The organism is Desulfomicrobium escambiense DSM 10707 (assembly GCF_000428825.1).
GTDB lineage: Bacteria > Desulfobacterota > Desulfovibrionia > Desulfovibrionales > Desulfomicrobiaceae > Desulfomicrobium > Desulfomicrobium escambiense.
In genome coordinates this window covers 1-13,832 of the sequence record NZ_AUAR01000023.1, presented here as the reverse complement: position 1 = coordinate 13,832, position 13,832 = coordinate 1, and the positions used below count along the sequence as shown (strand labels likewise).

15 protein-coding genes are annotated in these 13,832 nt (G+C 65.9%); 12 read left to right on the top strand and 3 right to left on the bottom strand.

Going from position 1 to position 13,832, the window contains the following annotated elements; translation table 11 throughout:
• Window positions 1–89 precede the first annotated feature (89 nt).
• The 5 genes from G394_RS0114870 to G394_RS0114850 all read left to right on the top strand — a co-directional run bounded on the left by G394_RS0114870 (window position 90) and on the right by G394_RS0114850 (window position 6,295).
• Entirely contained in the window at window positions 90–950 is an 861-nt protein-coding gene (locus tag G394_RS0114870) for a branched-chain amino acid ABC transporter permease (RefSeq protein WP_028578340.1), read from the top strand.
• A gap of 307 nt (window positions 951–1,257) precedes the next feature.
• The gene (locus G394_RS0114865) at window positions 1,258–2,256 is read left to right on the top strand and encodes a branched-chain amino acid ABC transporter permease (RefSeq protein WP_028578339.1); all 999 of its coding nucleotides are present in this window, start codon (window positions 1,258–1,260) and stop codon (window positions 2,254–2,256) included.
• On the top strand, window positions 2,243–3,007 hold the full coding sequence (locus G394_RS0114860) for an ABC transporter ATP-binding protein (protein ID WP_028578338.1): 765 nt from the start codon (window positions 2,243–2,245) through the stop codon (window positions 3,005–3,007). Before G394_RS0114865 ends, G394_RS0114860 begins: the two co-directional genes overlap by 14 nt.
• Window positions 3,007–5,091, top strand: a complete 2,085-nt coding sequence (locus tag G394_RS21790) for an ATP-binding cassette domain-containing protein (protein WP_084435721.1) — start codon at window positions 3,007–3,009, stop codon at window positions 5,089–5,091. The genes G394_RS0114860 and G394_RS21790 overlap by 1 nt, the downstream gene beginning before the upstream one ends.
• Before the next feature lie 52 nt (window positions 5,092–5,143).
• Entirely contained in the window at window positions 5,144–6,295 is a 1,152-nt protein-coding gene (locus G394_RS0114850; protein WP_028578336.1) for an ABC transporter substrate-binding protein, read from the top strand.
• Window positions 6,296–6,410: 115 nt separating this feature from the next.
• Here the strand turns inward: G394_RS0114850 and G394_RS0114845 are convergent, their stop codons facing one another.
• On the bottom strand, window positions 6,411–8,201 hold the full coding sequence (locus G394_RS0114845; RefSeq protein ID WP_051307231.1) for a KamA family radical SAM protein: 1,791 nt from the start codon (window positions 8,199–8,201) through the stop codon (window positions 6,411–6,413).
• Between the two features lie 282 nt (window positions 8,202–8,483).
• On the opposite strand from G394_RS0114845, the gene G394_RS0114840 reads away from it, so the two are divergent.
• The 3 genes from G394_RS0114840 to G394_RS19445 are packed head-to-tail and all read left to right on the top strand — an operon-like array spanning window position 8,484 to window position 10,498.
• A complete protein-coding gene (locus tag G394_RS0114840; RefSeq protein ID WP_028578334.1) occupies window positions 8,484–9,104 on the top strand; it encodes a carbonic anhydrase in 621 nt (206 codons plus the stop codon).
• A gap of 60 nt (window positions 9,105–9,164) precedes the next feature.
• The gene (locus G394_RS0114835; protein WP_043776168.1) at window positions 9,165–9,935 is read left to right on the top strand and encodes a pseudouridine synthase; all 771 of its coding nucleotides are present in this window, start codon (window positions 9,165–9,167) and stop codon (window positions 9,933–9,935) included.
• A complete protein-coding gene (locus G394_RS19445; protein WP_051307230.1) occupies window positions 9,932–10,498 on the top strand; it encodes a TlpA family protein disulfide reductase in 567 nt (188 codons plus the stop codon). The genes G394_RS0114835 and G394_RS19445 overlap by 4 nt, the downstream gene beginning before the upstream one ends.
• Here G394_RS19445 and G394_RS0114825 read toward each other — a convergent pair.
• A complete protein-coding gene (locus tag G394_RS0114825) occupies window positions 10,462–10,911 on the bottom strand; it encodes an NUDIX hydrolase (protein ID WP_028578332.1) in 450 nt (149 codons plus the stop codon). The two genes, G394_RS19445 and G394_RS0114825, sit on opposite strands and share 37 nt — an antisense overlap.
• A gap of 26 nt (window positions 10,912–10,937) precedes the next feature.
• Between G394_RS0114825 and G394_RS0114820 the strand changes: the two genes are divergently transcribed.
• Genes G394_RS0114820 through G394_RS0114805 form a run of 4 tightly spaced genes read left to right on the top strand, consistent with a single transcriptional unit; the run spans window position 10,938 to window position 12,976 of the window.
• Window positions 10,938–11,381, top strand: a complete 444-nt coding sequence (locus G394_RS0114820) for a hypothetical protein (RefSeq protein WP_043776167.1) — start codon at window positions 10,938–10,940, stop codon at window positions 11,379–11,381.
• Window positions 11,374–11,898, top strand: a complete 525-nt coding sequence (locus G394_RS0114815) for a P-loop NTPase family protein (RefSeq protein ID WP_028578330.1) — start codon at window positions 11,374–11,376, stop codon at window positions 11,896–11,898. Before G394_RS0114820 ends, G394_RS0114815 begins: the two co-directional genes overlap by 8 nt.
• Entirely contained in the window at window positions 11,886–12,482 is a 597-nt protein-coding gene (locus G394_RS0114810; protein ID WP_028578329.1) for a hypothetical protein, read from the top strand. The genes G394_RS0114815 and G394_RS0114810 overlap by 13 nt, the downstream gene beginning before the upstream one ends.
• Window positions 12,479–12,976 carry an ECF transporter S component gene (locus G394_RS0114805; RefSeq protein WP_028578328.1) on the top strand — a complete coding sequence of 166 codons (498 nt, stop codon included), beginning with the start codon at window positions 12,479–12,481 and terminating at the stop codon, window positions 12,974–12,976. Before G394_RS0114810 ends, G394_RS0114805 begins: the two co-directional genes overlap by 4 nt.
• A gap of 169 nt (window positions 12,977–13,145) precedes the next feature.
• Here G394_RS0114805 and G394_RS0114795 read toward each other — a convergent pair whose 3' ends face one another.
• Window positions 13,146–13,601 carry a nucleotidyltransferase family protein gene (locus G394_RS0114795; RefSeq protein ID WP_028578326.1) on the bottom strand — a complete coding sequence of 152 codons (456 nt, stop codon included), beginning with the start codon at window positions 13,599–13,601 and terminating at the stop codon, window positions 13,146–13,148.
• Window positions 13,602–13,832: the final 231 nt, after the last annotated feature.

Below are 13,832 nucleotides of genomic sequence, written 5' to 3'. Positions count from 1 at the left end.
CGCAAAGGCAGGGAGGCTCCCGTCCTTGAAATTCCCGACCGTCTCGACTACGCATGCATAGTACCGCATATCAAGCAGTTGGAGCCACCTTGCATACCGATCTCCTGCAATTCGTTTTCGGCGGCCTGACCGGGGGCGCCATTTACGCCCTTATCGCCCTGGGTTTCTGCGTGGTCAGCAACACCATGGGCATCGTCAACTTCATCCAGGTGGACTTCGTCACCCTGGGCGGCATGTTCATGTTCTCGGCCCTCTTCGCCCTGGGCCTGCCCACGGTTCCGGCCCTGGGCCTGGCCGTGCTCCTGGTCGCCCTGGCGGCCATGCTTGTGGAGCGTTTCGGCCTGCGCCCGGCCCGCTCGGACAACCATCTGGTCCTCATCTTCCTGACCGTCGGGCTGTCCATCATCGTGCGCGGCGTCATCAAAATGGTCTGGGGCAAGAACCGCATGGCCCTGCCGCCCCTGACCCCCGACGTGCCCGTGCAGATCCTGGGCGCCAGCGTCCTGCCCCAGGCCCTGTGGATCCTGGGGCTGACCGTGGTCGCCATCGCCGTGCTGACCTGGTTCTTCCACCGTACGCCCCTGGGCCTGTCCATGCGCGCCGTGGCCTCCAATCCCACTGCCGCGGCCGTGGTCGGCATCAGCACGGGGCGCATCCGCCTGACGAGCTACGCCATCGCCGGCGCTCTGGGCGGCCTGGCTGGGGTGCTCGTCACGCCCATCACCACCCTCAACTACGACGTAGGCGTGCTCCTGGGCCTCAAGGGCTTCGCCGCCGCCATCCTCGGCGGCTTCGGCTCCTTCCCCGGAGCCATCCTCGGCGGCCTGGGCCTGGGGCTCCTGGAATCCCTCTCGGCCGGATACATATCCAGCGCCTACAAGGACGTGGTGGCCTTCGTGGTCCTGCTGCTGGTGCTCTTCGTCAGGCCCAAGGGGTTGCTGGGAAAATAGATCAACCTCAGGTCGCGGTTCGTTTTTAGCCCATTGTTATTGAACTTGCAGCCGTGCGCCTGCAGCAGATCCGTTCTGTCGGAAGTTTGAAGATGGATTCCCGCCTTCGCGGGAATCCATGCCTTTTCTTCCCGACAGAACCCGGTCCGGCAAACTGAGAGTAAACGCACAACATTCCTCGGCAGGCTGGGTCCTTCTCCATAGAACAAGCATCTCCGGACTTTACCCCCGGCCAAATCGATTATACTTTCCCGGCACCGCCGCACCCGACGGCCCACCCGGCCGATGACCGGCAATAAGGATTTCCATGACCGGCAGACAACAGTTCCTCTACTTCCTGACCCTCCACCGCACCGGCCTGGCAGTGACGCTCATGGCCGCGGCACTGCTGCTCTTCCCCCTCGTCGAGGACAACCCCTACACCCTGGGCCTGACCAACCTCATCGCCATCAACGCCATCGTGGTCCTGGGCCTGAACCTGTTCATCGGCTACACGGGCCAGATATCCCTCGGCCACGCGGCCTTCTTCGGCCTGGGCGCCTACGGTTCGGCCGTGGCCACCGTGACCTTCGGACTGCCACCCTGGTCCGCCATGTTCCTGGTCGCCGCCCTCGTGGCCGTGGTGGCCCTGGCCGTGGGCATCCCGGTGCTGCGCCTCTCGGGCCACTACCTGGCCATGGCCACGCTGGGCCTCAACTACGTCGTGCACACGGTGCTGCTGCAGTGGGACGATGTCACGGGCGGACCCAGCGGCTTCGCCGGCATCCCGAGCCTTTCGGTGCCGGGCGCGAGCGTCGACGACCCCGTCAGCCTGCACTACCTGCTGTGGAGCTTCGCCATGGCCTGCCTGCTGCTGTGCCTGAACCTCGTGCGCAGCGGCGTGGGACGGGGCATGGCCGCCCTGGCCGGGGACGAAACGGCCGCCGCCTGCCTGGGCGTCGACACGCGGGCCACCAAGGTCAAGGTCTTCGTGCTTTCGGCCGTGCTGGCCTCCCTGGCCGGCAGCCTCTTCGCCCACTGCTACGCCTACGTCAGTCCCGACACCTTCGGCATCTTCGCCTCCACGGACTTCGTCATCATGGTCGTCATCGGCGGCATGGGCTCCATCTGGGGCTCGGTCTTCGGCGCAGCCTTCCTGACGCTCATGCCCGAGTGGGTAGAGTTCTTCGACACCTACAAGGACTTCGTGCACGGCGGCATCCTCGTGCTGGTCCTCATGTTCCTGCCCCAGGGCCTGATCACGGGCCTGACGGACATGGTCCGGGTCCGCCTGGCCCTGAGGAGGCGCGGTCATGCTGCGGCTTGAGGGCGTAGGCAAGAATTTCGGCGGCCTGCCCGCCCTGCAGGACGTGAGCTTCGGCGCGCCCATGGGACGCCTGACGGCCCTCATCGGTCCCAACGGCGCGGGCAAGAGCACGCTCATCAACTGCATCACGGGGGTCAACCCGCCCACGAGCGGCGCCGTCCTCTTCCAGGGCTCGGACATCGCCGGGCTGCCGGCCCACAAGGTCACGCGCCTGGGCATCCACCGCACCTTCCAGAACCTGCGGCTCTTCCCGCGCCTCTCGGTCCTGGACAACGTGCTCACGGGCCTGACCTGCGAGGCCGGTGGCTCCATGCTCATGGCCATGCTGCGCCTGCCGTACCTGCGCCACCGCGAACGGCAACTGCGGCTGCGGGCCCTGGAGGCCATGGACGCCTTCGGACTGGCCGACAAGGCCTCCTGGCCGGCCGGGGTCCTGGCTTACGGCGACAAGAAGCGCGTGGAGCTGGCCCGGGCCATCGTCGGCCGCCCCAAGCTCCTGCTTCTGGACGAACCCGTGGCCGGCCTCAACGCCGAGGAGACGGCCGCCGTGGGCGACCAGCTCCGCAACCTGCGCCGGGCCGGACACACCATCCTGCTGGTGGAGCACGACATGGACCTGGTCATGAACATCGCCGACCTGGTCGTGGTCCTCGACAGCGGAAAATGCATCGCCACGGGCACGGCCGACGAAGTCCGCCGCAACCCGCTGGTGCTCGAAGCCTATCTCGGACGAATGGAGGCCACGGCCTGATGCTGACCATAAAAAATCTGACGGCCCACTACGGCGCGGCCCAGGCCCTCTTCGGCATCGACATGGCCGTCGAGGCCGGGCAGACCGTGGCCCTGGTCGGGGCCAACGGCGCAGGCAAGAGCACCCTTCTGAAGTGCATCATGGGTCTGCTCAAGCCCTCGGGCGGCGAGATCCTTCTCGACGGCAAACCCGTGACCGGCGCCACGCCGGCGCGCATGGTCCGCCTGGGGCTGGCCATGTCGCCCGAAGGCCGCGAGGTCTTCGCCGACCTGCCGGTCCTGGAGAACCTCCAGCTCGGGGCCATCCCTCTGAGCCTGCCCAAGGCCGAGGAGAAACGGCGCATGGACGAGGTCTTCGCCCGCTTCCCCAAGCTGAGCCAGCGCCGCGCACAGCTGGCCGGCACCCTTTCGGGCGGCGAACAGCAGATGCTGGCCATGGGCCGGGCGCTGATGGCGAGGCCCCGCCTGCTGCTCCTGGACGAGCCGAGCCTGGGCCTGGCGCCCATCGTCACCGACGAGATTTTCGCCATCATCCACCAGCTGGCCCGCGCCGGCACGACCATCCTCGTCGTCGAACAGAACGCCGCCCGGGCCCTGTCGGCCTCGGACACCGCCTTCCTGCTGGCCGGCGGCAGGATCGTCGAACAGGGCAAGAGCCGCGACCTGCTCCTTGACCCGGCCCTGCGCGCCGCCTTCCTCGGCGCGGCCAGCCACGACAACCCCTCGGCCAGCCGCCTCGGCGCGGCCGGACTGACCAATATCCGACTGGAGAAAACACCCATGCAGACCGATTTCATGCCCGCCTTCGCCTCCGCCGAGGACCTCCAGGCCCACCAGCTCAAAGGGCTGCAGTGGACCGTGCGCCACGCCTACGAAGGCTCGCCCGCATACCGCGCCAAGCTCGAGGCCGCCGGCGTCACGCCCGACGCAATCCAGAGCCTGGACGACCTGCGCCGCCTGCCCTTCACCACCACCGAGGACCTGCGCGACGGCTACCCGTTCCCCCTGAAGAGCGTGCCCTTCGAGCAGCTCGTGCGCGTGCACGCAAGCTCCGGCACCACGGGCAAGCGCAAGGTCCTGTGCTACACCCAGAAGGACCTCGACGACTGGATCTCCATGTTCGCCCGTTGCTACCAGACGGCCGGCGTCACGCCCCTGGACCGCGTGCAGATCGCCGTGGGCTACGGCGTGTGGACCGCAGGCATGGGCTTCCAGCTCGGCTGCGAGAGGGTCGGGGCCCTGGCCGTGCCTGTGGGACCGGGCAACATCGACATGCAGATCCAGTTCCTGCTCGACTTCCAGTCCACGGTCTTCTGCTCCACGGCCTCCATGGCCCTGTTGATGGCAGAGGAGATCCACAAGCGCGGCATCGCCGACAAGATCGCCGTGAAGAAGATCATCTACGGCTCCGAACGCTCCAGCCGCTCCATGCGCAAGAAGATCTCGGAGCTCTTCGGCGGGGCCGAACTCTTCGACATCACCGGCCTGACGGAGCTCTACGGCCCAGGCGTCGGCATCGAATGCCCGGACCACGACTGCATCCACTACTGGTCGGACTACTATCTCCTGGAGATCCTGGACCCCGAGACGCTCACGCCCCTGCCCGACGGCGAATGGGGCGAGATGGTCGTCACGTCCCTGTGCAAGGAGGGCGCCCCGCTCATCCGCTACCGCACCCGCGACATCACGCGCATCATCCCCGGCCCCTGCACCTGCGGCAGCGTCATGCCCCGCCACTCGCGCATCAAGGGCCGCTCCGACGACACCATCAAGTTCCGCGGCGTGAACATCTACCCCAGTTCCATCGACACCATCCTTTCGGCCGTGCCGGGACTGGGCTCAGAGTACCAGATCCACCTGACCCGCGGCGAGGGCGGGCGCGACAACCTGCGCCTGGTGGTGGAGCGGGCCGAGGGCGTAGGGGCGTCCCGCGCGCCGGAAATGGCCCACGAGGCCGTGCATCAGATCAAGCGACAGCTCATGGTTTCCGTGGATCTGGACATCGTGGACTACGGCAGCCTCCCCCGCTCGGAGCGCAAGAGCCAGCGGGTCTTCGACAGCCGCATCCAGGACGAGATCGTGTAATTTCAAGGGCGTTCCCACAACGGCAACAACCATTTTCCAGAGGAGAGACGACATGCGCAGGATTATAGGACTTCTGGCCGGCCTCATGCTGCTGGCCGCCCCGGCCCTGGCCGAGGACACCATCAAGCTGGGCGGGTTCTTCGACCTGTCGGGCCGCGCGTCCTTCATCGGCACGCCGAGCAAGCTGGTGGCGGAAATGCTCGTGGAGAAGATCAACGCCGAGGGCGGCATCGGCGGCAAGAAGATCGAGCTGATCGTCGCCGACACCGAGGGCGACCCGGCCAAGGCGGCCAATATCGCCACCAAGTTCATCCACAAGGACAAGGTCGTGGCCATCATCGGGCCGACGCTGACGGACACGGGCATGAACGTGAAAAAGATCGTCCACGACGGCAAGACGCCCACGGTCATGACCGTGGGCGGCGACCCGGTCATCATGGGCGGCAAGTTCGGCCCCTTCGACTGGGTCTTCAAGTCCCCCCAGCGCTCGGAAATCGCGGTCAAGCGTCTCTTCACCTATTTGAAGGACAAAGGGCTGACCAAGATCGCCCTGCTCTCGGCCGACGACGGCTTCGGCAAGGACGGCCTGCGCTGGATGGAGCAGCTCGGACCCGAGTTCGGCATAGAGATCCTCATCAAGGAATCCTTCGGCGCCCGCGACACGGACATGACCGCCCAGCTGACCAAGGCCAAGAACGCCGCGCCCCAGGCCCTCGTGGTCTGGACCACCGGCCCGGCCGGCGCCATCACGGCCAAGAACGTGGCCCAGCTCGGCATCGACCTGCCCCTCTTCCAGTGCCACGGCCTGCCGGACCCCAAGTACGTCGAACTGGCCGGCCCGGCCTCCGAGGGCAACCGCATGCCCGCCACCAAGCTCATGGTCGCGGACGAACTGCCGGACACGGACCCGCAGAAGGCCGTCATCCAGGAATTCATCAAGCTCTACACCGAGAAGGGCTACGCCAAGCAGTTCCCCATCAACACCCACTCGGGCTACGCTTGGGACGCCATCATGCTCGTCGTCAAGGGCATCGAGAAGGCCGGCACCGAGCCCGAGGCGCTGCGCGCGGCCATCGAGCAGACAAAGGGTTATGTCGGAATATCGGGCATCTACAACCTGACCCCCGAGGACCACAACGGCCTGGGAGTGGACTCCATGGTCATGGTCCAGGTCAAGGGCGGCAAGTTCGTCATGGCCGAATAGCGTCGATGGGTTCAGGTCGCATCGGGGGATCCATGCCTTTCAAGGCCCACGTTAAAACCCCGTACCGTTATCGGACCCTCATGCCTCCCCTTCACCGGGGAGGCTTTTTTTCGCCCTAATAATAGTACCAGATGCTCGAATACTCGTCCGGGTCCTCGCCGCAGTCGGCCATGCGTTCGAGGTACGTCAGTATCGGCACGTCCTGCCCGATGTAGGAGTCGCGCTCGACGATGTTCTTCTCCCACGGGTGGAACTCGTAGACCCGCGAGCCGTCGGGCAGGATGGACACCACGTCGCGGTTCTGCGCGGCGCGCAGATGGTTCTTGCCCAAGCCCGGCACGTTGAAGACGGGCGCGTCGGTGCGGCGCATGCCCGGCAGCAGGCGCGCCTCCTCCTGCTGCTCCTGCAGGATGCGGGCGATGGGCACGCGGTAGGCTTCTGTCTCCTCCTTGCCCTTGGGCGCGAAGGTGTAATAGGGTTCCACCCCGCATCTGCGCAGGAGGCGCCGCAGGGCCGCGGCCTCGAAACGCCGGGAGACGTAAAACGTGAAGACGAGCTGGTTGTAGACGCTCACCCCCTGCCGTTTGAGCCTGTCCACGGCGGCCACGAACTCAGGCGTCACTTCCGAGACATGTTCCACGTGGGTGACCAGGCAGACGTCGCGCACACCCGGCTCGCGGAAGGAACCGACCATGCGGGCCAGATCCGAGGTGATGCGCATGGGCAGGGTCACGGGCGTACGCGTGCCGATGCGGATGAGTTCCACGTGGGGGATGTCCGCGACGCTTTTCAGGATGCGCTTTAGGGGCCCGTCGCCCATGGCCAGCGGGTCGCCGCCCGTGACCAGGACCTCCTTGATGGCCGGGTGCCGCCGGATCCACCCCACGGCGCGCTCCAGGTCGGCCCGGGACGCCATGGCCCCCGGCGCCATGGCCCGCTCGATCTCCCAGTTGCGCTGGCAGTAGACGCAGATCTGCGGGCAGGTGTTGAAGGGCTTGAGGATGACGATGGCCGGGTAGCGCCGCGTGACGAGATCGACGGGCGACGTGTCGGCCTCGCGCATGAAGTCGAAGACCTCGGCCCGGCTGTCGCCGTGGACGGCCATGCACTCCACGTAGGAGGCCGGTGGGATGACCTGGGCGCGCACGGCCCGGTCGCGGCCGATCGCGGGGTCGCTGTCCATGAGGGAGGCGTAATACGGCGTGATCCCGAAGGGCTGCTTCGTCCGCACCGCCCGCTCCACGGCGGCGCGCTCGTCATCGCGCAGGTTGACGGCCGCAGCCAGGCCTTCGGCGTCCTCGATGATGTTGCGCACCTGCCAGTGCCAGTCCTCCCACTCAGGGTCCGATGCGTTGAACAGGGTCTGGAGCTCCTGTCTGCGTTGCCTGCGCCGATCCAAAGAGGCCGCTTCAAGGCCCGATTCGTAGCGCGCCATGGCCTGCGCGATGCCCTCCCAGATGCGGTCGAGTTCAAGGGACCTGGCCACGGCCGCCTCGCGCCCGCTGACCTCGTCCAGGGTCGAGGGTTCAGGGGTTACACCCAGGGGGGTGCCGTTCAGTCCGTGAAAAAGGTGCGACAGCTCGGCGAAAAAGCCGGCCTTCAGGTCCGGGCGCTCCACGCCGCGGGCCAGGTCCCACAGGGCCTGGGCCACACTGAAGCCGGCCCGCGCGTCGGAACCTCTGGCCAGGACCGCGCGCAGAACGCGGGCACAGTCGCGGGCTACGGTCATCTCGAAGGCGGTATGCTCGCGGTCGTCGAAAAGAATCAGATACTGACGCTCGGTCACGAAAAGGTAGAGCGCCTTGCGCGCCGCGTCGAGGTCGTCGGCGGTCCTGACCACGTCGAGGATGCCGGCGTGTTCCGCGGCGAAGGTGCGCGCACACCAGCGTGAACTGTCCAAGTTCATTGCAACCTCACAGGGATTGAAGTGAACGGGTTCCACGCCCGATGCCGGCGGAAGGGAGCATGGTGCAAAGGCGTGGAGGGGGCTGCGCCGGCCTTCGGGATGGCGTTCGGCGCTGCCGGACAGGGCGACGATTCCGGCCGGCGGACCGCCAGTCTAGCCCAACCCGAGCTTTTGGTCCACCCGCGCGCCCCGATCGTTTCCGGGTACGGGAGACGCATTGCGCGATCCGGACAAAATGAGTAAACAATCAGCTCAAACCCCAACACCCAACGGATGAGCGACATGAAAGAAATAGCAAAGCTGCTCGACAATAACCGGATCTGGGCCCAGAATGTCGAAAAGAACATCCCGGGCTTCTTCAGCAAGCTGGAAAGCCAGCACAAGCCCAAGTTCCTGTGGATCGGCTGCTCCGACAGCCGCGTGCCCGCGGACCAGCTCATCGGCGTCATGCCGGGCGAGGTCTTCGTGCACCGCAACATCTCCAACCAGGTCATCAACACGGACATCAACCTCATGTGCGTCCTGCAGTACGCCGTGGACGTGCTCAAGGTGAAGCACATCATCGTCTGCGGCCACTACGGCTGCGGCGGCATCGATGCCGTGCTCAAGGACCAGACGCCGGGCCTGCTGGCCCACTGGCTGGAGAACGTGAAGGACCTCATGGAGCGCAACCGGACCCCGAACCTGGACGACATGTGCGAACTCAACGTCAAGCTGCAGGTCCGCAACCTGGCCCTGAACAGCATCGTGCGCAAGGCGTGGGACCGGGGCCGCTCGCTCTACCTGCACGGCTGGATCTACTCCATCGCCAACGGCCTCATCCACGATCTGTGCATCACGCGCGGCGGGCGGCATCAGGAACCCGAGCATATCGACCTGAAACGCGCCGCAAAGACGGACTGAGCAGGCAGGCGTACGCCTTTTTGCTTGCCCTGCGGCAGGCTTCTCCCTATTGCTTCGCCCATGTCCGAAAACAGTGAAGTGCGTCTGAACAAGTACCTGGCCGATGCCGGCATCGCCTCGCGCCGCGGGGCCGACGCCCTGATCCAGGCCGGCCGGGTGAAGGTCAACGGCGCGGTCCAGCGCGAACCCGGCACGCGGGTCGTCCCCGGCAGGGACGAGGTGGCCTGCGACGGCAAGCCCGTGAGAGGGGGCCGGGGAGCGGAGCCCGTGTACATCATGCTGCACAAGCCCGCGCATACGGTGACCACGGTCCGCGACCCCCAGGGCCGTCAGACGGTCCTCGATCTGCTGCCGCGCGAACTGCGCGGGCTTCGACTCTTTCCCGTAGGGCGTCTGGACTTCATGTCCGAAGGGCTGCTGCTGCTGACCAACGACGGCGAGGTAACCCTGCGCCTGACCCACCCCAGCCACGAACACCCAAAGCTCTACGAGGCGCTGGTGCGCGAGGCCGTGACGGAGGATGCCCTGAACGTCATGCGCCGGGGCATGCGGCTTGAGGAAGGGGAAACGCTGGCTCCGGTCGATGTCGAGGCGAGGACGCTGCGCAGCGGCGGCACCCTGCTGCGCATGACCCTACGCCAGGGGATCAACCGTCAAATCCGGCGCATGTGCCGCGACCTCGGGCTGACCATCCTGCGCCTCAAGCGGGTGGGGCTGGGCCCATTGACCCTGGGCGATCTGCCGTCCGGGAAATGGCGTCACCTGAGCCCCGGTGAAATCAGCAGCCTCAAGACGAGCCTTGGCCTGACCCAGGGCGGGGAAACCGCATGAATATCCCGAAACACCCGGCCCTAAGCGCCCTTTTCGCCGCCGTCGCCCTGCTTCTGCTGGAAGCCGCTTCGGCCCTGGTCATCATGGGCGGTTTCGTGGACGCCGACGCCGGCCAACCGGAAATCCCGGCCATGACCCGCCTGGGCGACCTGCAGGGGACCTTCTCGGACCTGGACGGCCGCGCCACGTCCTTTGCGGACCTGCGCGGCAAGGTCGTGGTCGTGAACCTCTGGGCCACGTGGTGCCCGCCCTGCCGGGCCGAGATGCCGTACCTGCGGAACCTGTGGAAGAAATTCGAGGGGAACGACGGCCTGCGGGTGCTGTGCATCAGCACCGAGACCGCGGACGAAGTGCGCGCCCACCCGATGTCCAGGGAACTCGACATGCCGCTGTACGTCTTCGACCCGCCCGTTCCGCCGGAGCTGCAGGCCGAAGGGCTGCCGACGACGTACATCTTCGACCGCCAGGGCAGGGTGGTTTTCGGGCACACGGGCATGGCCCGCTGGGACGGCGACGAGATCGTCGCCTATCTGGAAGGATTGCTGGGGGCGGGAGCGAACTGACGGCGGGTGAAGGCCAGGACCTGACGGAAGGATTCCTTGTTGGAGTCCCAGTGCAGGTGCCCCTCCACGTCCACGGCGTCGAACCAGTAGTAGCCGATGTGCTCGGACGAGAGGACGACCTTTTCGCTGCGCACTCGCGCCAGATACACGGGCTTGCGCAGTTCGATGCGGGCCTCGGGAATGCAGAAGCAGAATTCCGTGATGACGGTTTCGAGCATCTCCGCGGCGAGCTTCACCCCCGTCTCCTCCTCCACTTCGCGCAGGCAGGCCTCGACGCAGGGTTCCTCGGCGTTGCGGCCGCCGGTCACGGGCTGCCAGTATTCATCATGACGGTGCGTCACAGGACAGCGCAGCAACAGGAAGCGATCCTGGAGATCGTTGTAGAGCCAGCATTCGATACTGTATTTGATCATGGAGCATGTCCATTGCATCACCGCCCGTGCCAGTCAAGCAAAACAAATCCGAAGAGCGCAGGACGCCCGTGAACGCCTCGACCCTGGCCGAGCATGGCCGCGACCACTGCGTCATCGACATGCACAACCTCTTCGTCGGTACTACCCTAGAGGACGAGCTCCTGCTCCTGGGCGCCGGTGATGGAGCCCTCGCGGACATCGGCCGGGAGTGCGCCCTGTTCGACGTCCGCCTCGAACCCGGCCGGCTGCTCTCGTCCTATTCCGGCGGGGAGCAGGCCATCATCTGCTGCCTGACCCTCATGGCGCTGCTGCCGCGCCGGCCCCTGCGCATCCTGCTCGTGCACGTCCTCGAAACCCTCTCGCCGCGCAACCGGGAGCTTCTCCTGGACCGCTTCGCGACCGTCCTGCCCGAGGCCGGACTCTTCACCCTGGTCGGGAACGTACCGCAACCGGCAGGCCGCCATGCTTGAACTCGCCGCCGGAACCTACCCCGTCCCCCACGCGGGCCTGCGCTACGAGCTCGCCCGCGACCTGCGGCTGCCGCGGGGCAGTTGGCTGCGCCTGCGCGGGGAGAACGGCGCGGGCAAGACGACCTTCCTGGAGCACGTACTCATCCCGAACCTGCGGGACCGGCATTGCCTGCTGTACCTGGCCCAAGACATGGACCTGCAGCAGAACACCATGCGCGCCACCCTGGCCCTGATGGGCCGCGAAGCGCCGCAGGGGCTGGCCGACCTGGCCTCGGCCTGGATCGAGGCCGGCGGCTGCAGGGAGGTCGTCATTCTCGACGAATTCGACAAATACCTGACCGCCCCCCAGTTCACGGCCCTGAATCTGTCACGTTTCGGCTGGGTCGTGCAGGTCTCGCACCTGGAGAGGCCGGAAGTCAGGCCGGACCTGCCGGGCGGCTTCGAGTTGGCCTTCGTGCGTCCTGACACCGGAAGGCCGGAGGTTCACCTCGGCTTGGAGCGATTGTGGCCGGCCTGAAAGTGCTGACGATTTTCGGCCTGCTGACGGCCTTCTTCGGGCTCTTCGTCTTCGGCCCCTGGTACGGGCGGATGGAGCTGCAGGCCGCACTGCTGGCCATATTGCTCACCGCCGCGGCGTGGAGAGGCGGCCTGCGCTCCGCAGGGCGGTCGATCCTCTTCGTGTTGCCCTTCGTCCTCTCCCTGCTGGCCTTCGGAGCGGCCTTTCAATGGGCGGGCCTCATGGGCCGCACAGACTGGCTGAGCGACTCCCTGCTCAAGGCCCTCGTTTTCCCCAACTCGTTTTTGATCGTGAAGCTCGGCCTGGAATCCATCACCTTCCGCGACATCTTGGGCCTGCCACTGCGTCCGGGGGCCCGCCGCAACGCCATCGTCTTGAAGGCCGTCATGGAAAAATGTACGCCCCTGCTGCACCGCTACCGCTTCTTCATGGACCTGACGCCGCACTTCGCCGGCCGCCGCAGCGGAAGGTTCCTGCGGCTTTGCGGGGTCATCGTGGCCGCCTACATCAGCATCTACCAGCAGACCGAGAAGACCCTGGAGCTTTTTGACCACCGAACCCGTCACCTGAGGAAGGAACCATGAAAAATATCCGCATCGCCGCCCTGTCCATCACGGCCCTGGCCTGCCTGACGACCCTCTTCGTGCGCATCCCCCTGCCCAGCCGGGGCTACTTCAACGTCGGCGACGTGGCCGTGGTCTTCGGCGGCCTGGTGCTGGGCTTCATGAACCCGCGCCAGGGGGCGCTCTGGGCCCTGGCCGCCTGCGGCGTGGGCTCGGCCCTGGCCGACGTCCTGAGCGGTTTCGCCGTCTTTGCCCCCCTGACCTTCCTGGCCAAGGGCGCCGAAGGGGCCCTGGCCGCGCTGGCGGCAAGCCGCAGCGGCGCGACGCAGTACGCCATGCTCGCCCTGGGCGGCCTGGCCATGATCGCCGTGTATTTCATCGGGGAGACGCTGATGCCCAACATCGGCCTGCAGGGCGCGGCAGCCGAGATCCTGGCCAACGTGATCCAGGCCGTCGGCGGCGCCGTCGGCGGCCTCTTCGCCGCCAAGGCCCTCAAAAAGACGGGAATGATCTGAACTTCAGGACGCGGGGTCGGCCGCGTCCGACCCCTGGGGGGGCCTCGGCGAAATACGGCTCTGCTCTTGCTTCGGAATCCGAACATCGGCGGAGCGAGGCTCATGCAGCCTGAACGTCTTCAATCTTCTGTTGAACTCGTACAGGTTGCTGAGCTGTCTCATGACGGTTTCAACGTCCTTCATCCGACAGCCTCTCGATATCGGCCAGATCCTGCAGCGAACCTCTTTGTTTCTTGAGCCAGATGAGGTCCGATCTGCTGGCGACCCTGACGGTGCATCCCTCGCCGGAAGCTTCGAGGGCGTTGCGGATTATTTCCAGATGTCTGGCGTCTCCTGCCAGAAGGATATCCATGATCATCTGGTCGCGTCCTTCGACCTTGAGGAATCGCCGGAGCGTCAAAGGCGTGCTCTGAAACGTCCACGGCTGCGCCGATTCCATATAACCGTGTACCTCGAGTATCCCTTTCATCTTCGCAAAATCTTCAGGTTCGAGCAGAATATCGATATCCTGCGTGAATCTCGGTTCCGCGTGGAAGGCCATCGCGACGGCCCCGACCACGACGTATCCGATCTTCTCTTCTTCAAACTCCCTGACAAGCTGCTCGAATTCCTCGAAAAGATTCACGCGTCATCCGTCGTACAGCTGAAGGTGCGCAAAAAGCCATTATCCAAAAAAACACGAATTTTTCTAGCAGGTTCCAGCCTTATTGGCAAGACGCGGCGACATTTCCTGACGGAAAGGGCCGCGGCCCGTCAGGCGACGGACCGCGGCCCCGAGTCTTGAGGGGAGGATGACTCAGCGTTTCTCGTGCACTTCCCACTCGGCCACTTCGCCTTCCTCGACCTCCTCCCAGCC